This window comes from Pedobacter sp. 01N310 (assembly GCF_056399805.1).
The window spans coordinates 19,390-38,599 of record NZ_JBFTSB010000014.1; the positions used below are offsets into that span (position 1 = coordinate 19,390).

Annotated in this window: 14 protein-coding genes and 1 pseudogene; 4 read left to right on the forward strand and 11 right to left on the reverse strand. The window is 37.5% G+C overall.

The window, feature by feature from the left end; genetic code table 11:
- Nucleotides 1-402: 402 nt before the first annotated feature.
- From AC1DNH_RS20280 to AC1DNH_RS20290, 3 genes are all read left to right on the forward strand, one after another.
- Complete coding sequence (locus AC1DNH_RS20280) at nt 403-900, forward strand: BLUF domain-containing protein (RefSeq protein WP_477581034.1); 498 nt, start codon at nt 403-405, stop codon at nt 898-900.
- A 546-nt stretch (nt 901-1,446) separates the two neighbouring features.
- A complete protein-coding gene (locus AC1DNH_RS20285) occupies nt 1,447-3,999 on the forward strand; it encodes an ATP-dependent Clp protease ATP-binding subunit (RefSeq protein WP_477581036.1) in 2,553 nt (850 codons plus the stop codon).
- A 147-nt stretch (nt 4,000-4,146) separates the two neighbouring features.
- A complete protein-coding gene (locus tag AC1DNH_RS20290; protein WP_477625606.1) occupies nt 4,147-4,659 on the forward strand; it encodes a CAP domain-containing protein in 513 nt (170 codons plus the stop codon).
- A gap of 335 nt (nt 4,660-4,994) precedes the next feature.
- On the opposite strand, the gene AC1DNH_RS20295 is transcribed toward AC1DNH_RS20290, so the two are convergent.
- The 6 genes from AC1DNH_RS20295 to AC1DNH_RS20320 all read right to left on the reverse strand — a co-directional run bounded on the left by AC1DNH_RS20295 (nt 4,995) and on the right by AC1DNH_RS20320 (nt 14,303).
- A complete protein-coding gene (locus AC1DNH_RS20295; protein WP_477581040.1) occupies nt 4,995-5,867 on the reverse strand; it encodes an ATP-grasp domain-containing protein in 873 nt (290 codons plus the stop codon).
- A 144-nt stretch (nt 5,868-6,011) separates the two neighbouring features.
- Nucleotides 6,012-7,079, reverse strand: coding sequence for a PA0069 family radical SAM protein (locus AC1DNH_RS20300; protein WP_477625607.1), 1,068 nt, complete (start codon nt 7,077-7,079; stop codon nt 6,012-6,014).
- 105 nt (nt 7,080-7,184) lie between these two features.
- Nucleotides 7,185-8,423 (reverse strand): carboxypeptidase-like regulatory domain-containing protein, encoded by a 1,239-nt coding sequence (locus AC1DNH_RS20305; protein WP_477584332.1) that lies wholly within the window; start codon nt 8,421-8,423, stop codon nt 7,185-7,187.
- 571 nt (nt 8,424-8,994) lie between these two features.
- Entirely contained in the window at nt 8,995-10,236 is a 1,242-nt protein-coding gene (locus tag AC1DNH_RS20310; RefSeq protein ID WP_477584330.1) for a carboxypeptidase-like regulatory domain-containing protein, read from the reverse strand.
- A 274-nt stretch (nt 10,237-10,510) separates the two neighbouring features.
- Nucleotides 10,511-12,163 carry a DNA repair protein RecN gene (gene recN / locus AC1DNH_RS20315; RefSeq protein ID WP_477610247.1) on the reverse strand — a complete coding sequence of 551 codons (1,653 nt, stop codon included), beginning with the start codon at nt 12,161-12,163 and terminating at the stop codon, nt 10,511-10,513.
- A gap of 100 nt (nt 12,164-12,263) precedes the next feature.
- Nucleotides 12,264-14,303 carry a M56 family metallopeptidase gene (locus tag AC1DNH_RS20320; protein ID WP_477585233.1) on the reverse strand — a complete coding sequence of 680 codons (2,040 nt, stop codon included), beginning with the start codon at nt 14,301-14,303 and terminating at the stop codon, nt 12,264-12,266.
- Nucleotides 14,304-14,309: 6 nt separating this feature from the next.
- Here AC1DNH_RS20320 and AC1DNH_RS20325 point away from each other — a divergent pair.
- A pseudogene (locus tag AC1DNH_RS20325) lies at nt 14,310-14,396 on the forward strand (hypothetical protein); the annotation flags it as partial.
- 2 nt (nt 14,397-14,398) lie between these two features.
- Here the strand turns inward: AC1DNH_RS20325 and AC1DNH_RS20330 are convergent.
- From AC1DNH_RS20330 to AC1DNH_RS20350, 5 genes are all read right to left on the reverse strand, one after another.
- On the reverse strand, nt 14,399-14,770 hold the full coding sequence (locus AC1DNH_RS20330; RefSeq protein WP_029279745.1) for a BlaI/MecI/CopY family transcriptional regulator: 372 nt from the start codon (nt 14,768-14,770) through the stop codon (nt 14,399-14,401).
- Nucleotides 14,771-15,194: 424 nt separating this feature from the next.
- Entirely contained in the window at nt 15,195-16,088 is an 894-nt protein-coding gene (gene porD, locus AC1DNH_RS20335) for a type IX secretion system protein PorD (protein ID WP_057934614.1), read from the reverse strand.
- On the reverse strand, nt 16,085-17,281 hold the full coding sequence (gene coaBC / locus AC1DNH_RS20340; RefSeq protein ID WP_477610593.1) for a bifunctional phosphopantothenoylcysteine decarboxylase/phosphopantothenate--cysteine ligase CoaBC: 1,197 nt from the start codon (nt 17,279-17,281) through the stop codon (nt 16,085-16,087). Before coaBC ends, porD begins: the two co-directional genes overlap by 4 nt.
- Before the next feature lie 72 nt (nt 17,282-17,353).
- Complete coding sequence (locus AC1DNH_RS20345; RefSeq protein ID WP_025145617.1) at nt 17,354-17,680, reverse strand: DNA-directed RNA polymerase subunit omega; 327 nt, start codon at nt 17,678-17,680, stop codon at nt 17,354-17,356.
- A gap of 3 nt (nt 17,681-17,683) precedes the next feature.
- Nucleotides 17,684-18,631, reverse strand: coding sequence for an outer membrane protein assembly factor BamD (locus AC1DNH_RS20350; RefSeq protein WP_029279752.1), 948 nt, complete (start codon nt 18,629-18,631; stop codon nt 17,684-17,686).
- Nucleotides 18,632-19,210: the final 579 nt, after the last annotated feature.

Consider the following 19,210-nt stretch of genomic DNA (forward strand, 5'->3'; position numbering starts at 1 on the left):
CTATAACCATAAAAGTCAAGATCAAACCGCGAATGCAGCGCAAACGTTTGCTTTAAATTGTATATAACGGATGGTGTGCTTACTATTTGAGCCTTTTTTGAAGGGTGATAAATATTGTATGCTTATATTGCCGATATTATTAAGCGCAAACGTTTGCTTCTCTTTGGTTTGGTAATACATTATAAAGAAAAAGAGATGAGTTTTTTTTGGCAACTAAAATAAAAGCAAGAGATATGCTTGTTGTTTTTTAGATTATTAGTGTATTAGGGCAATTAATAGATTTTTGGTGATCTTTTTGTTTAATTTGAGTCGTTAAGATCATGTTTTGCTAGAATTGTTGTGGAAATAATCAGATAATAGGCGCGTTTTAGGAAAAACAGAAAATTTAGCGTTAATTACCTTATGGAATTAGAGATTGAAGTTTTAAAACCCATTTTTTATTTAATTTATACAAGCATAGAGAGCAGTTCGTTTAACAATGATGAACTTAAAGCCTTGCTTAATCAGTGCAGAGATTTTAATAATCGGAATAACATTACTGGGATATTATTATATGTAAGAGGTCTGCAGATTACAAAGAGTAAAGGGAGATTTATGCAATTACTTGAGGGAGATGAACGGATCATTCGCAGACTTTTTAACAAAATCGTAAATGACGAACGTCATGAATCGGTTGTTTTACTGCAAATTGGCAAATATGAGCAGCGTTATTTTACAGATTGGAGTACGGGATTTGAGCAGACTGATGGAGAACTTTATCAATCGCTATCTGGTCATTTCGATTTAAATGATGTAGTTTCAAAATGTGATAAACTTGGTGTTGCCGATGTCCCGTTACAGTTTTTACAGAAGTTATCATCAAATAATAAACATCAATTTGCCGAAGCGCTTTATGGTTGAAACGACTAAAGCGCTGTAGTTGGTTTCTGTATTAAAAGATAGGCTTATTTTATGATAAATGGATTACAATAAACTACGATGTTAGAAAACAAAAACAACCTAATTACAGTTAACTTCGTAATAGGGTAATAATAGGTAGGATTGATCGGATAGTTTGTTGATTTTTATCTAATGAAATTGTTAAATGATGTCACGTTCTTTTTGTTTTTCTGTCAAAACTTGTAAATTGCCTAAGTAAAAAGATACAAATTGTCAGTTTTTGATAGCGAAAAAATCCTTACAATAAACCGACAATAAAATATCTATAACCGGATGTTTTTGGCAAATGTCCCTTTAAAACCTTTAGAACACTTATTACGTAGATAGATATAAATAAAATAATATTTATCGAAACGATAATCTTACATTGAATTTTGGGTTCTCAGGCATTCAAAAGCCTCTTTATCCACCCATATGGCGCAATTGTTGATAAAATAAAGAAAACAGTACGTTCGTTTTTATAAAGTTATTTTATAGTTTAGGGACGTAGCTGTTAAGAAAGGTATTATGGAAGCAAAATTTTCACCACAGGTTAAAGATGTAATCTCTTTTAGTAGGGAGGAAGCGCTCCGCTTAGGGCACGATTACATCGGAACCGAGCATTTATTATTGGGCCTCATCCGCGAAGGCGATGGCATGGCTATAAAAATTTTACGATCGTTAGGGGTTGATACCGGTAAATTGCGCCGCTCAATTGAAGATGCCGTTCGCGGTACTTCGAGTGTTACAGTAAACTTAGGCAATATTCCATTAACAAAACAGGCAGAAAAAGTTTTAAAAATCACTTACTTAGAAGCCAAAATATTTAAAAGCGATTTAATTGGTACCGAACATTTGCTGTTATCGGTTTTGAGAGATGATGATAACATCGCCTCCCAAATCTTATTGCAGTATGGTGTTACTTACGATGTTTTTAAACAGGAGGTTGAAGTGAATAAAAATGGTTTCAGAGATGATATCTCAAACAGTGCTTCTACAGGAGGCGATGACGATTATCGCGAAGAAGAAAGCTTTAGTACACCTAAAAAGGTTTCAGATATAAAATCTAAAACCCCTGTTTTGGATAACTTCGGCCGTGATTTAACAAAAGCTGCTGAAGAAGGTCGTTTAGACCCTATTGTAGGCCGCGAGAAAGAAATTGAGCGTGTATCGCAGATTTTATCCCGCAGAAAAAAGAACAATCCAATTTTAATTGGAGAGCCGGGAGTTGGTAAATCKGCAATTGCAGAAGGCCTTGCCCTACGCATTGTACAACGTAAAGTTTCGCGTGTGCTTTTTGGCAAACGCGTGGTTACATTAGATTTGGCATCATTGGTGGCCGGTACAAAATACCGCGGCCAGTTCGAGGAACGTATGAAAGCCGTGATGAACGAGCTTGAAAAATCTACTGATGTAATTTTATTTATTGATGAGATCCATACCATTGTTGGAGCTGGTGGGGCCTCGGGTTCATTAGATGCATCCAATATGTTCAAACCTGCTTTGGCAAGGGGCGAAATTCAATGTATTGGTGCCACAACATTAGATGAATACCGTCAGTACATTGAAAAAGATGGTGCTTTAGACCGTCGTTTCCAAAAAGTGATGGTAGAGCCAGCTACACCGGATGAAACTGTAGAGATTTTAACACGCATTAAAGATAAGTACGAAGAACACCACGGTGTAACTTATACTGATGAAGCTATTTTAGCTTGCGTTACTTTAACATCGCGTTATATTTCTGATCGTTTCTTGCCAGATAAAGCCATTGATGCTTTAGATGAAGCAGGTTCACGTGTTCACTTAACCAACATCCACGTTCCTCAGAACATTATTGATATCGAAGCTAAAATCGAAGATATCAAATTAGAGAAAAACAAGGTTGTACGTAGCCAGAAATATGAAGAGGCAGCGAAACTGCGCGATACAGAGAAAAATTTAATTGAAGAATTAGATAAAGCTAAAGCAGAGTGGGAAGCTGAAACCAAAACTAAACGTTACGAGGTATCAGAAGATAATGTAGCCGAAGTGGTTTCGATGATGACTGGTATACCGGTACAACGTGTTGGACAAACAGACAGTGCAAAACTGTTGAACATGTACGATAAGGTGGCTGAGAAAATTATCGGTCAGGATGATGCGATCAAAAAATTAACCAAAGCCATTCAACGTACAAGAGCCGGATTAAAAGACCCTAAAAAACCAATCGGTTCATTTATTTTCTTAGGTCCAACAGGCGTAGGTAAAACAGAATTGGCGAAAGAATTGGCCCGTTTCATGTTCGATAGTGATGATTCTTTGATTCAGATCGACATGAGTGAGTATATGGAGAAATTTGCAGTGTCGCGCTTAGTGGGGGCGCCTCCAGGATACGTAGGTTACGAAGAAGGTGGACAGTTAACTGAAAAAGTAAGAAGAAAACCTTATGCTGTAATCTTATTGGATGAGATTGAAAAAGCTCACCCTGATGTATTCAATATCTTATTACAGGTTTTGGATGAAGGACAATTAACCGATAGTTTAGGTCGTAAAGTTGATTTTAGAAATACAATCATCATCATGACTTCTAATATTGGTGCCCGTCAGCTAAAAGATTTTGGTCAAGGTGTTGGTTTCTCTACAGCAGCAAAAACAAACCAGGCCGATTCTCACAGTCGTGGTGTAATCGAAAGTGCTTTAAAACGTGCTTTTGCGCCTGAGTTCTTAAACCGTGTTGATGATGTAGTGGTATTCAATAGCTTAGGTAAAGACGAAATTTTCAGAATTATCGATATCGAGTTAAAAGCTTTATTCGGTCGCGTTCATACCCTTGGTTATGAAATTGCATTAACTGATAATGCTAAAGAATATATTGCTGATAAAGGTTTTGACAGTAATTTTGGTGCTCGTCCGTTAAAAAGAGCAATTCAGAAATATTTAGAAGATCCAATTGCTGAAGAGATCCTTAAAGGCGAACTGGCCGAAGGTGATGTTTTAGAAATCGATTACGATAAAACAACCGAACTGATTTCGATCAATCACAAAAAAGGCGAAAAGAAAAAAGAAGAGCCAAAACAAGAAGAAGATTCTTCAAGTAAATAAATAAGAAACTCCCGATGAAAATCAGGAGTTTTTTTGCTTAAAATATATTCGGTAACGCTTAGTTGTTCTTGGTGTGTGAAAAAGACGGGTACAAATTAATTTTTTTTAAGAAAATCATCGTACCTTTCCTTAAACAATTCCCTATTAATGAAACTAATTACCTTTTCACTAGCCTGTTTAGCGTTATGTTGTACTTTGTCCTGTAAAAAAGGAACTGATGATCCGGCAGGAACAAACAATCCTCCGGTACTTTCTAGTACAACTAATATCAATAACGATGCCTTGTTAAAATTAGTAAACGACACCCGTTTAGCCGGTTGCAATTGCGGAACAACTGTTATGCCTCCTGTTGGAGCACTAACCTGGAGCGTAAATTTAAGCACTGCTGCTATTGGTCACAGTAAGTACATGGCCTCTATAAAAACCTTAACACATACATCAGCCAATGGTGATAACGTCGGCGCTCGGGTCAAAGCTACTGGCTACAATTGGACAACCATTGGTGAAAATATTGCTGTTGGCCAAACCACGGAGGCGCAGGTTTTTAACGATTGGATAAAAAGTGAAGATCATTGTAAAAATATCATGAATGCCGCTTTCAAAGAAATGGGAGCAGCTAAAACGGATAATTACTGGGTTCAGGTCTTTGCAGCTAAATAAAAGAAAACCATAGCGATCGACATCTCGACTTCGTTTACCAGTAACAGATTCTAAAATCCAGGCGTCATTCCCACGCAGGTGGGAATCTTAATGCGCTTTAAACCTGAGTTCGATAATTAAATACTGATTTGATTATCTAAACCTAGTTTTGAGTTAAGTCGGTCGTCACCCTGAATTTATTTCAGGGTCTTTCCTGCCAAAAAAGATGCTGAAACAAGTTCAGCATGACGATAAGATTAGGAATAAACCTTGTCTGATAGTTATTTTTACAATTTAATAATCGAACTCAGGTTTTAAGATTCCCGCATGCGCGAGAATGACGAAGATGCTAAACTTTACATCAAATCTGCTAAAGCCTTGTAATACCGTTCATAATTTTCGGGTTCGGTGTTCAAAAACAGAAAAGGCTCTATCAATTCCAGTTCCATCAACAAAAAATCTCCATTAGCGAAAGTACCATCAATCCGTGCGTAAAGGCAATCTTTAGCAAATAATGTTACATATTGTTGTGCTATAGCAATCAGTTCTTCACTCGGTTTTTGCGGATGCACAGAGCCACCATGCGCTGGCTGTACCCTAAAATCGCCAGGTTTGGCCTGTTTGATTAACGAATGGCTATACGCTCCATTAAAGAAAATGAAAGACCATTCACCACTTTCCAGAATCTCTGGTAGAAAAGGCTGAATGATAAAATCTTCATCCTGAATAAGGAGATTTAATTTTTGGTTAACCTCGTTCACATTATCTGCAGTTACCTTAAATGTATTTTTTGCACCACCACTCACACAGGGTTTTACAATTAACTTATTGGTGTTAAATTTCTCAAAGAAATGCTCAAGATTTACACTTTCTTTATTTTGAATGAAAAAACTAGGTGTAATTTTTAATCCGGCAGCTTCAATCTCCTGCAGATATTGTTTGTTTGCATTCCACCTCACTACCTCAATGGGGTTAAGCAATTTTATATTTTTTGCTTCCAAATGATTAAGCCAGCTGTAAAAGTCTTCAATCAGGTCAAAATAATCCCATGGCGATTTTAAAATGGCAAGCGAATAATCTTCCCATTTAATGTGCTCATCGTTCCAGATTACTTTTTCAATATTGAGTCCTTTTTCTTTCAGGAAATTTAGGAGTTTATCATCTTCGTTTTCAACAGTGGCGCTATCATAAGCTCCTTTATCCAGATAAGTTACTAATGCAATGTTCATGGCGTTAAAACTAAGTTTTATCAACGTGGATTACAAATCTACGGTTCAAAGCGTCGCGATTACAAATCGTGAAAAAAACTTTGAGATGGCCGTGATGATAAAACCACGGCCCTGAGCGCTGAGGGGCTTTCTCCTCAAAATTTTTTAAAACAGACTTGCCTGATTACTCGGAATCTTGAATAAAGAGTGGTCTAAAATTATATCCTTTACATTTAAGCCATTTAAGCGACAGTGGAGTCTAAAATTATCCCTGATCATTTGCGAAATATTACCATCTCCACGCATCCGGTCGCCAAATCTGCTATCGTTAACATTCCCACCATGGCAACTCTGAATCATGTGCCAAACTTTATCAAAACGATCAGGAAAGTTTTTGCGCAGCCAATCTTCAAATATCTGCCCAATAGCTCCATTTAGTCGTACAACGGTATAGCCTGCCTTTAGCGCACCGGCATTGGCTACAGCTTTTAGAATTTTAGGAATTTCATGGTCGCTTAAACCAGGAACAAGAGGGGCAACCATAACACCCATAGGAATTCCATCTTTACTCAATTCCTCTACCACCTTTAACCGTTGTTTGGCAGTTGTCGTTCGGGGTTCCATTACCTGCCGTAAATCTTCGTTTAAGCTATTAATCGAAACATAAACCATGCAGAGATTCAACTTCGCCATTTCTTGTAGAATATCCCGATCGCGAAGAATAAGCGAATTTTTGGTAATCATACCAATGGGCTGCTTATAGGCCAATGCTATTTCGAGCAACTGCCTGGTGAGTTTAAATTTTCTTTCTGCAGGTTGGTAGCAATCGGTATTGCCAGAAAGGGAAATGGTGGTGGCATCCCAGCCTTTTTTCTCTAAGAATTTTTTAAATAGTGCAGGCGCCTCTTTTTTAACAATTATTTTCCGCTCAAACTCTATTCCTGCGCTGTAGCCCCAATATTGATGTGAGTTGCGGGCATAACAATAGGTACAGCCATGTTCGCAGCCCTGATAGGGATTTAAAGAATAAGCCATGCCTACATCGGGGCTGTCAACTTTGTTTACAATGGTTTTCGAATTTTCAAAAATAAAGGAGGTTTTACGATCACTTTCCTCCCAATCGTCTATTCCTTCATCATGTTCCTTTACATAAACATCCTTTAAAAATTTGTTATGTGGATTAACTTGAGCGCCTCGTCCTTTAAAATATTGTTTTTCTTCTTCGCCAATCATAGATTAAAATTACTAAAAATATTAGTAATTTTGATTTCTAAGATTAGCTACTTTTCAACATTTTTAGTTTAGATCAATCTTCTACCTTACCTCAGCTATCTCACATTACTTAATCTTAGGTAGCGGAATATAATCCATCGGCACCATATCGGCCACTTTTTCATAAGCCCAGAAACCTTCGTATAAGAGCGATCGGGAGTCGTAAATGCCACCATTTTCATAGAAACGTACGCCTTCGCCGGTTAAGTTGGCTACCGAAATTTCATTTTCGGGTACATCCAAAGGCCTGAAGATCCAAAATCCGGTATTAGAATAAGCCAGAGATTCTTTTTCTTTGGTGTATTGGATCAGCAATGCATCTGTATAACTAAGGTATTTTAAGTTCTGGTTAAAATAGTGCACTAATGTATCGGTAAGCACCTCTGCTCTCGAAAATTTATCAATGGTTCGGGGCATTTCTTTTTGTTTGGTCCAAAAGGCGAGCAATGCGGTATCTATTTTACCTTTATTCTGCCTAATGCCCGTTTTCTCGGGTACGGCCTTAATCTTTTCTAAATTGGCATTAATTAAATATTCAGGATAGCGGTTAGGGTTAGGCACTTTTACCATTTTGTTGATGATAAATCCTTCCTCTTGTGTTTTGTTGGCATAAAGCGAACGGAAGAAATGTTGCGAAGAACCATAATACGCGACCTCTCTGGCGGCGATATACTTTTTCTTCTTAGCTGCCGATGCTTTTAATTCCTCAAAAAACGGGTGACCGGAATAGTAAATAATGTGTGTTCTTGAGTTATACTCGAAACGGTCGAGCATATATTTTAGCCGGTAACCTAAAGCTTTATTCTCTACAATCAGAAACTCGGTTGTAGAAACCGTTAAAGTACTTTTGGTAATGTCGAAATCTACATTTAAAACCTGCGGATTTAATATCTTACACTGTGAGGCATTTGGGGTTTTACCAATAAAAAAATCTTTAAACTGGTTAATATATTTCTGACGGTTAGGATCGGCCCTAATTACAACTTCTTCCAGTTGCGCAACATTTTCTTTCAAAACCAGCTCCACCTGCACCGATTTATCGGAAATAATTACACTTTTAGAATAGGGGAGGTAACCAACCAGCTGAACGAGTAGATCATAACTGCCAGGTTTTAGATTTGATAATTTAAATCGTCCATCGTTATCAGCCACCGTAGCAATTTTATATCCACTTAAATAGATGCTTGCGCCAGGTAATCCATCTTTTTGATCCCTAACCAAACCACTAATGGAGAAGGTGTTTTGAGCAATGGCATTAGTACCCAGCATGATTAGCGTAAGGGCTACTAAAAGGCTTTTAATCATAGAGACGAATGTAACCAAAAGGCGTAATATTTATTAAAAACGTAAAAGATTTTTAACAATTTTAACATTTGATAGTGATCGTCATTTCGAGTGGAGTGCAACCTAGTTGAGAACCCGAAGGCGCTGCTAAGCAAAATCTTGCTAGATAGATCTCTCCATTCCGCGTTGCTCCATCCGATAGCTATCGGATCGAGATGACGATTATTTCCAAAATAGATCAGGTTCATCATAAAGATTGTTTTCTATTTGAAACGAAAGGTCTGTTTTTCATGGCTAGAGCAGTCCCGCCATCGCTTGTAGTCCTCGTTACGCTACGCTTCACTGTGGGCTACCCGCTCTGTCGGGTTTATTAACATTGGCAGGTGCTGCGTGGTTCCAAAACCCTCAATAGTATTACTGGCCTTTGCCAGCTAAACCCGACCAAAGTGAAAAACCCACAGCCCGAAACATGAGGGCGAGGATTTGTAACGAAGGGCGGGACTTTTGAAACCAAAAAAACACTGTATTGGCTTTTCAAAAAAAGAAGAAATGGCGTTTGGTAGTTGTCTCTCTTGCTGTATTAACGATATTTCTACTTTTTTCCCACTCCATTAACCGGCGGCAAATAATCCATTGGTACACTGTCGGCAATTTTTTCCCAGCCCCAGTAACCTGAATAAATCATCGAACGAGGGTTGTAAATAGATCCGTTTTCGTAAAAATATACCGGAACAACTTGCAAGGTGACGGTAGAAATCTGGTAATCTGGCATATCTAATGGTCGTGCAATAGACAGGCCGATCCGGTTGGCGTAAGAAGGATCTTCCCTTTCTTTGGTGTAAACAACATAAAGTTGATCAGTAAAATTGAAGCTTTTAATACTTTGATTCTCCACATGTACCAATGTATCCTGCGTTACAGGAGCACGGCTTAAAATAGAAATCCCATTTGGGAGATTTTTCTTTTTTATCCAATAGCTCAAAGAATCTCCAGACGTAAAAGTTAATGTGCGTGTTAAGCCATCCTGTACTTTTGTTAAGCGTTTAATATTGGCGTTAATCATACTGTCGGAAGGTTTATCCGGATTTGGTATGCTAATCAGTTTATTAATAATAAATCCCTCTTCGGTGGCGCGGTGATAATAAATGGATCTAAAAAAGTGTTGTGGAGAACCTAAATAACTGGTAATCCGCTTTTGCTCCCAAATTTTCTTCCGGCGTGCCGATCCTTTTAAATCTTCGTAATACGGGAAACCTTCATAATAAATGATCCTGGTTTTGCTGTCGTATTCAAAATTGTTCAGCAGGTACTTAATGCGGTATCCAAGCGCCTTGTTTTCAATAATCAGAAATTGGGTGGTTTTTACCGTAAGTTTATGTTCCTCTTTATCGTAATCGATAATCAGTACGTTCGGATTGATGAGTTTACATTGCGCTGCATTGGGGGTGGTGCCAATAAAATACCCTTTAAACATGGCAATATAATGTTCCCTGTTCGGATCGGGTTTAATGGTTACTTCGGCCAATTGGGTTATACTTTCTTCGAGGATAAGATCAAGTTTTACAGCTTTATCAGCAATCACTACATTTTTGTTTAAAGCTTTATAGCCGATTAATTGTACTAAAATATCGTAGTTACCAGGTTTTAGTGGTAGGGTGTAGGTGCCGTCATTGTTAGAAACTGTTGCAATTTTATAACCGCTTACATATACGCCAGCTCCGGGTAAAGGCTCACCACGTTTATCTTTTACCATGCCCGAAAGGATATAACTTTGTTGTGCAGAACAAAATTTACCGATAGTTAATAATGAAAGTAGAAGTAGAAAAGATTTCATTGATTAAATATAAACTAATTATTTAGTTTTGTTTAATGCCTGACGTAAAATTATTGGTGCTTTTCTTTTAGCTGTCAGATAGGATGATGCAAATCTTCAATAATCTTATTTACAATCTGTCAGATGGTAACATCTGACAGCACATCGATTAAGGATGCAAAAGAATTAGCGGTAATACTGTGGTCTGTGTCCTCACAGACCACTAATTTTACTGATTTTGATTTGATATGAAAACGGTCTGTGGGGACACAGACCGCGGAATTAATATGATAAATTAAGCCAATAATTCTTTCGCATTTTCAATTGCTGATGCACCTGGATTTTTCCCACTTAACATTTCGGCAATTACACCAATACGTTCTTCTTGTTTAAGTTTACGGATGCCTGTTGTGGTTTTTCCGCGGTCTTCATTTTTATGAACAAAGTAATGTGATATGCCTTTAGCCGCGATTTGGGGTAGGTGCGTTATCGAAATTACCTGCATATTCTGTCCTAAATCGGCAATTACTTCTCCAACTTTTAATGCGGTTTCACCAGAAATTCCGGTATCAATCTCGTCGAAAATAATGGTTGGTAACGAAGTGTGTTTCGCCAATAAAGCTTTTATAGCCAACATCAGTCGCGATAACTCACCACCAGATGCTACTTTATTTACCGGGGCAGGGGCTTGGCCAGCATTGGCTGTAAAGAGCAGATTGATTTCATCTAAACCATCTTTATTCAATTCGTTCAACACTTTTTGGTCTAAAACCAATTTAGCATTAAGCATACCTACCTGTTTCAAAGTAATACCGGTTTGTTCCTCAACCACTTTAATTGCTTTCTTGCGGTTGGCACTCAATTGGTCAGCCTGTTTATGTAGTTCTATTTTAAGCTGATCGATTTCTTTCTGCAGTTTTTCGATATGCTCATCAGAAGATAACAGCTTGTTCAGGTTTTCTTCCAACTGATTTTGAAATGCCAGCAATTCTATATTATTGGCAAGCCTATGTTTTTGTTGCAGGGTATAAAACAGATCTAACCTTTGGTTTACAATTTCTAACCGATCGGCACTGTGTATGGTATTTCCCTCTATTGTAGAAACTTCATCGGTAATGTCTTTTATTTCAATAATCGACGAGCGTAAACGTTCATACAGCACATTAATTGCAGGATCGAACTTTTCTATACTTTGAAGTTGTAATGAAGCTTCTTTTAATATCTGGAGGGCAGAAGGTTCACTTTCGTTAATTAAACCGGAAGCGGTAAGTAAAGCTCTTTTTATGGTTTCGGCATGTGTTAAACGTTCTAACTCTTGCTCTAAATCTTCTTGTTCACCTTCCTGTAATTTTGCCTGCTCAAGTTCGTTAAATAGAAATTGCTCATAATCTTGCTTGTTTCTCGCTTCGTCTGCCTCAATAACCAATTTCTTCAATCGGTTGGTATCTTGTCTTAGTTTTTTAAACCCGCTGCGGTAATTAAACAATAGCGATTGGTGGTTAGCTAAAGAATCGACAATTAACAGTTGAAAATCGGCATCGTTAATCTCTTGGGTGGCATGCTGGGAGTGGATGTCGATCAATTTTTCACCAATTTGTTTAAGAATTGATAAATTAACCGGTGTATCGTTAATAAACGATCTGGTTTTACCGTCTATAGATATTTCTCTACGCAGTATACTTTCGTTCGAGAAATCTAAATCATTTTCTTCAAAAAGTTCTTTCAGGTTTTCATCTGCCAGTGCAAAACTTCCTTCAATAACACATTTTTTATCCTGGTTAAAAAAGTATTTGCTTTCTGCGCGCTGGCCTAAAATTAGCGACAATGCACCTAAAATGATGGATTTACCAGCGCCAGTTTCACCTGTTATAATATTTAAGCCCTTATCAAATTCGATATCGAGACTGTCAATTAATGCGTAATTACGTATAGAAAGTTTTTGTAGCATAGCTAAGCAAAAATATTAAAATTTATTCAACGGGTGAATACAAAACAAAAACAGCGAAGAATAATCTTCGCTGTTCATGATCTGTTTGGTTTATGTGTTGTTATTTTATCGAAATACTAATTGCATTATCACCTGTAATTTTTAAGTTGGCTGCCTGAACATAACTTTTTATAGCTGTTTGATCGGCATTGGTAAAATCAGATTTTTTATACGTTACTACAGCATTTAGTGTGTTCAGGGCTTTAACAGCACTGGTAAAATCTTGATTATTGTATAACATAACTGCCGGAGTTACCTGTGAGCTTTTGTTACCACCTTCTACCTTTTCCTTTTTCTCTTTCTTCTCCATTTTCTCTTTCAGCTCTTTTACCTCGTTGTCGAATTTTTCTTTCAATTTCTTGTACTCTTCAGTTTGTCTTACGTTACTGTTCGAGTTATCATTGTATTTAAAAATTATACCATCGGGAGAAAGTTGATAACCTTTAGTTTTAAATAAAGAATCAGCATGTAATCTGCTCAAGCCAGATAATCTAGCGATTTCTCCTGATTTTAAAGCATGTGCCCTAATGTTCTCTATTTGTGCTCTAAATTCAGGCGTATTCACTTTGGCAGCCATATCTTCGCCCATTTTTTTCCATTTGGCCTGTGCTTCTGGCGAACCAAATTCTTTAGCCATATCTTCACCCATTTTTTTCCATTTTGCCTGGGCTTCAGGAGAATTCATTTTCTTTTGCATTTCCTCTCCAAATTTTTTCCATTTGGCTTGTGCTTCTGGTGTGTTGTATTGTTTGGCAATATCTTCTCCAAATTTTTTCCATTTAGCTTGTGCTTCTGGTGAATTATACTCTTTATGTATTTTTGCAAGCAATAGCGAATCGCTGAACTTAAATTTGAAATTACTGTCGGTATGCAGTCTGTAGATATTTTTCCCTGCAAAAAGCTCATCCCTGTAAAAATCTTTTCTCAGGCTATCAGGCATTTCTTTTACCGAGTTATATTCGGTTTTTTTACCATCCGCATCAATGGTTACAATTTTAATTTTACGTTTTTTCGTAGTATCAGAGCAAACATTGGTTTCCGCATCACAGTTGTTAATCAGACTCAAAACCTCAATTTTAGGCGTTTTTTTATTTTCTTTTTTCTTTTCTGTTGGATTGATCCAGGCAATAGAAAACAAGCAGGCTACTCCTAAAGTTAAGGCTGCCATTTGTTGTTTGGCGTTTAAATAATTTGTTTTCATGTTGGTTATTCTTTTTATGCGTTGATATAAATTCTGGGTCTTGCCTGTTGCTGCTAGTGCATAAGCCGGACTGTTTTTATCTTTTAATAATTCGAGTTTGAGTAGGGCATGGGCATAATTCAGCGGTTTTCCGGTAATTTTTAATACCAGATCATCACAGGCATGCTCGCGCTCAATGTGTATAAATCTACCTGCCATCCAAACAAATGGATTATAGAATAATAAGGTTTCTATGGCTGTTTTAATCAGATTCAATAAGAAATCGTTTCTTCTGATGTGTGATAACTCATGGATTAATATTGCTTCTACCTGATCGTTGTCTAATTGGTTTACCAAGGCCAATGGAAATAATACTACGGGTTTTAAATAACCGATAACCAAAGGCACATTCACAATAGAAGACAAATGGAACTGGATAGCTTTATTGATTTTAAGATGGGCCGTTACCTGTTCGAAAATTACTTTCCAACTATCTGGAATGGCACTTAAACTCTCTTTCTTTAGTTTTGAAAGCTGACCATAACCTTTAACGATTACGAATAACTGAAGCAAAATACCAATAATGTAAAATACGACTACAATAGGGAAATACTGCTCTGCCTTGCTGCTAAAACTTGGCGGTAGGTTGTTAAAGTATTGGTAAACCTGTATATTTTGCGCATTGATTGCGGGAGCCTGATTATTTACATTCAATGTTAACTGATGAATGAAATTATAACCAAAGCCAATAAACATTAAAATGATGGCGCCAAAAGCAAGATTGTGCTTATATTTCGCCGCCAACTTCGGAATGCTGAGCATTACAATAAATAAAATGCCATAAATAATGGCGCTTTGCCAAAGTGAGTTTAAAATACTCCAGCCAAATGCTTTGATGAACTGTTGTAATAAAGTTTCCATAACGGTGGTTTTAATTTTTTATACGGGGACAATCCGAAAATTTTACTGTTTATTAGGGATCTAAACCCTACACCTTTCAACCTTCAACGCTAGCCTTACTTTAGGCTATCTAAATACTTTTTTATTTCGTCAATCTCATCTGCACTTGCACTGTGGTTACCCAAAGCCTGCATTACCAATCTCGCTGCCGATCCGTTAAATACGTTATCGATCATTTTGTTTACCAATTGTTTTTCAGTTTTATCCTGACTAACAAGCGCTTTATAGATATGCGTTTTTTGATTGGTATCTCTTTCTACCATTCCTTTCTCATGCAGAATCTGCATCAGTTTTAAAGTTGTGGTATACCCAGAGTCTTTTTTATTCAATGCCTCATGAACTTCTCTTACCGTTGCATTCCCCTTTTGCCAAAGCACCTGGAGAATTTCCATTTCACCTTCTGTTGGTTTGATGTTATGATTAGTCATATGTTACAAGTTGTACGAATTATTTCGTATTCAAATGTACGAAGATATTCGTAAGATCAAAATATTTTAACAAATTTTTAACTTTATTGGTTAATTATGGAAACTGGTTGACCGGTTAACTGTAATATAAGACGCATGGGAAGGTAGAACGTTGCATGCCTATTCGCTTTTGAAAGGAAAAGCCCAAGCTATGAAAAACTGACTTATGTTATTAAACCTGATTGATGTGGATACCGGCCTGTGTATAAGGCCCGCAGGCGTATGAACGAAAGCAGGACTGGCTTTAATTGAATGTTAAGACTGCTTTCCCAAAAACAACCATCACAAATAGAAAAACTACTTAAGTGTTAACGCTGAGAACTGGTTAACTGAAAGTTATTTTACGATTAACCGATTTAAACAATTAACCAGTTGACCAAAAAAATTAATTTTTCTTCAGCCCTTCGTACTTACCAATATTCGCCGGATCGATTTCGGCCAACATATTGTAAGCTTTCATGCGTTCCTGGCCGTTTAGTTTAGAAAGTACATTGGTTACTTCTTCGGCTTTTGATGCGAAATAAACATTTGGGAAAATGGAACCCAGTTTTTGCTTATCCATTTGTTGAAGGGCAGGCAGGGCGGCAACAATCTGTGTTAAACCCTTGTCATTATCGGTTAGCTGATCGAGGCCGCTTAAATGGTAGCTATAGATAAAATTGCGCAGTTCGCTAAAAATAGGATTCAAAACGTTTTCATTAAACCAAAAACGATTGCGTAAACCATCAGCTGCACGCCAGCCGGTATTGCCCGAAGCTTGCGCCAGATTAATGATGTTCTGTGCTTTTTTATAAAACGGAGTTCCGCCCATTTTGCTGAAACTATCTTTATCCATTCCGATGATGGTATAAGCGTAGTAGGTGAGGAGGGCACTGATATTGGAAATATAATTCTGATCAGAAAAGTCGATTGTAGCGCCATCATTGAAATTAAAATCGAAATTCTTATCGCTCATATTTAACAAAGTGCTATTGTAAGAGCTGTTAAAAACCGGGCGGCTGCTTTGGATCTGTGCTTCCGCAGTATACCCGGAACCACCATCCCACGAATTGATGGTGATGACGAAACTACACTCAATCCGTTCCTGAGGCTTATAACTTTCGTTGCTGAACTTGTTATTATTTAAAAAATCGCGGATTGTTTTTTGCAAAGCATCTAAAGTTGGCTTACTGATGTTCGAAACCTGGGGAGCCAGCAGTGTTATCCTCGCATTTAACTCCTGCGCATGCAGTTTCCCGAAACCAACCAATAACAATATCCAAACAATTTTTTTTATCATTTTGCAATTTTTAAAATGGCCGCACAAATATCTTTAGCAACATCTGTTTTCGATTTCATTTCAAATACAGTCCGTTCTAAAGCTTTGTTAAAAATAGTAATTTTATTGGTATCTGATTTAAAACCTGCGCCCTTATCATTTAAAGAATTTAAAACCACCAGATCTAGGTTTTTCTTCTCTAGTTTGCCTTTGGCGTAATTCTCTTCATCATTGGTTTCCAAAGCAAAACCAACCAAAATCTGGTGCGCTTTTTTCGTTGTACCTAAAGAAGCGAGTATATCAGTTGTTTTTTCCAGTTCCAAAACCAGGCCACTATCCTGTTTTTTAATTTTTTGAGCGGCAACCAGTTTAGGACGATAATCTGCCACAGCGGCGCACATTACGGTGATATCCGTTTCAGGGAATACCAATGAACAGGCATCGAACATTTCCTGGGCACTTACTACATCGATTCTTTTTAAAATTTGAGTAGATTTTTGTGCAGTTGGTCCGGCAACTAATGTAACATCAGCTCCAAGGCTGGCCAGTTCATCAGCAAGGGCAAAACCCATTTTGCCTGATGAGTGATTGCCAATAAAACGCACCGGATCAATCGCCTCGTACGTAGGACCAGCAGTAACCATTACCTTTTTGCCAAATAAAGGCATCGATCTTTTAATGGCATCGTTTAGAAAGGAAACAATTTCTTCAGGTTCTGCCATTCGGCCTTCGCCCCAAAGTCCGCTAGCAAGTTCGCCATTGGCAGGTGCAATAACCGTATTGCCAAAACTGGCAATCTTTTCGATATTAGCTTGTGTAGTTTCATGCTTCCACATGTCCAGATCCATTGCGGGGGCAACATAAACCGGGCATTTGGCCGAAAGATAAACAGCCGTTAATAAATTATCACAGATACCTGTTGCCAGCTTGGCCAACGTGTTGGCAGTTATTGGAGCGATGATCATTAAATCGGCCCATAAGCCTAACTCAACATGGTTGCTCCATACGCCAGTTTCTTCTTCGAAGTATTGGGTGTAAACAGGGTTCTTAGAAAGCGTAGCAAGGGTAAGTGGTGTAATGAAATTAGCACCATCAGGGGTAAGAATAACCTTTACGTTTGCACCAGCTTTTACAAGCAGCCGAACTAAAAAAGCCGACTTATATGCTGCGATGCTACCGCAAACGCCAAGGATTATATTTTTATGTTTCAGCATAGCGTGTTGAGCACGGGGCATAGAGCATTGATATGCTTATAAAACTGCGCCATGCTCTTTGCCCTCTGCTAATTACTTTTGTTCTTTAGCAGGATTTCTGTGATAAATTTTCTCGTTCAAAAATTCATCTATAGCAACCAAAACAGGTTTCGGCATGCGCTCGTAATGTTTGCTGATTTCAATCTGCTCGCGATTTTCGAAAATTTCTTCTAAATTATCGTTGCTTGAAGCAAATTCTGCCAATTTACCATGTAACTCTTCTTTAACGTTGTTCGAAATCTGATTTGCTCTTTTAGCAATTACCACTAAAGATTCGTATAAGTTATCTGTAGTTTTATCTAAATCGTGTACGTTTCTGGTTACTGTAGTATTTGGTACAGCAGGTTTGTTAGTATTCATGTATTACTTGTTTTTAATATTCGTGTTATCAGCATTAGTTGGTTTTGTAGAAACGGTATCCTTTAATTTACCAGTTCTGATCAACATCTGCTTGTATTTTTCCTGATCAGCGGCATATAATGCCAATTCTTGTTTTGTAGCCACAATACCAGCCTCAACATCATCCTTAAGTACCTTTGCATCTTTAGTGTATTTACTGTCAGGATGGTTTTCAGTAAACTCAGTATATAAAGCAAGTGCTTCATTATAACGGTCTTCCTGGCGGATGATATAACTGTTTTTTGCGTATAAATACTGCGCTTTAATCATCAAGAAATCCATTTCCTCAGCATATTTAATATCTGGATAATCTCTTTGCGCATTTTTTAAAGCAATAACCGCTGCCCTGTAGTTGTCTACATTGCTTGGTCCGGTAGTTAAGTACATTTTGGCATTTTCGAAAGCTTTATCTTCTAACTTGCCCCTTAATGTAGCAATATATTTGCCAGCGGCTGCAGCACGATCGCTGGTAGGGTATAAGTTGATGAATAATTGAAGTGCATCTATAGCCTTATAGGTATTTTCCTGATCTAAAGAGAAATTTGGAGATTCTAAATAGAAACAATAAGCACCCATGTATCTCGCTTCTTCGGCATTTTTACTTGCTGGGTAGGTATCTGCAAAACTTTTAAACTGGTATCTGGCAGTTGTGTAATCACTTAATCTATATAAAGTATAGGCATAATAATAGTTCAGATCTTCAGCCTCTGCACGGCCACGATATTTTTGAGAAAGATCCTCAAAAAGCACCAATGCTTTACTGTAATCACGTTTATTGTACAAACGAAGAGCCTCTTGATATTTTTTTGCAACGTCATTACTCGCTCTCAATTTCTCGAAACGACTTTTACAACCCGCAATACCCAGAGCGGCAACAAATACTAAAATAATTAAGTGTTTAACTTTAAACATTCTGCAAAGATAATTAATAATACGATAACATCAATAAAAACAATTGGCCACTAAGCTATGCAAAGCAATTCAGTACAATATAACAGTTAACAATTTTTAACATATATATAGTATACCCAATGTATCTGAAAGTTTTTTTTATTCCTATACTATATAGTATGATTTCAGTAAATAACTTCCAAAGTTTAAAAGAGTAGGGGTGTAAGGATAACTTCGGAAGTCTATTCAGTCCACGCTGGATTTATTTCTACACTATATATATTAGGAGTGCTTTTGTTTTTTTAGCAAAGCAGTTTTGGTGCTACTATATAGGTATGTTTCCGCTATCCGCTTTATCCCGATGAAAACCTGTGAAACAAGCAAGCACACCAAAATATAACACAAACCGGTACTTAAATCGGGATGCCTGCTGCTATCGGGTTTATTCTGCAGGGTCTTCCGAAGTTTGAAACGGCTGGGCGCAGGAGAAAACTTCGGAAGTCTATTCAGTCACACAAGTTATTGCTACACTATATAATATAAGATTGCTTTTGTTTTTTGGAAAGGCAGGTTCTTGCAACTATGAAGGTTTGTTCCCGC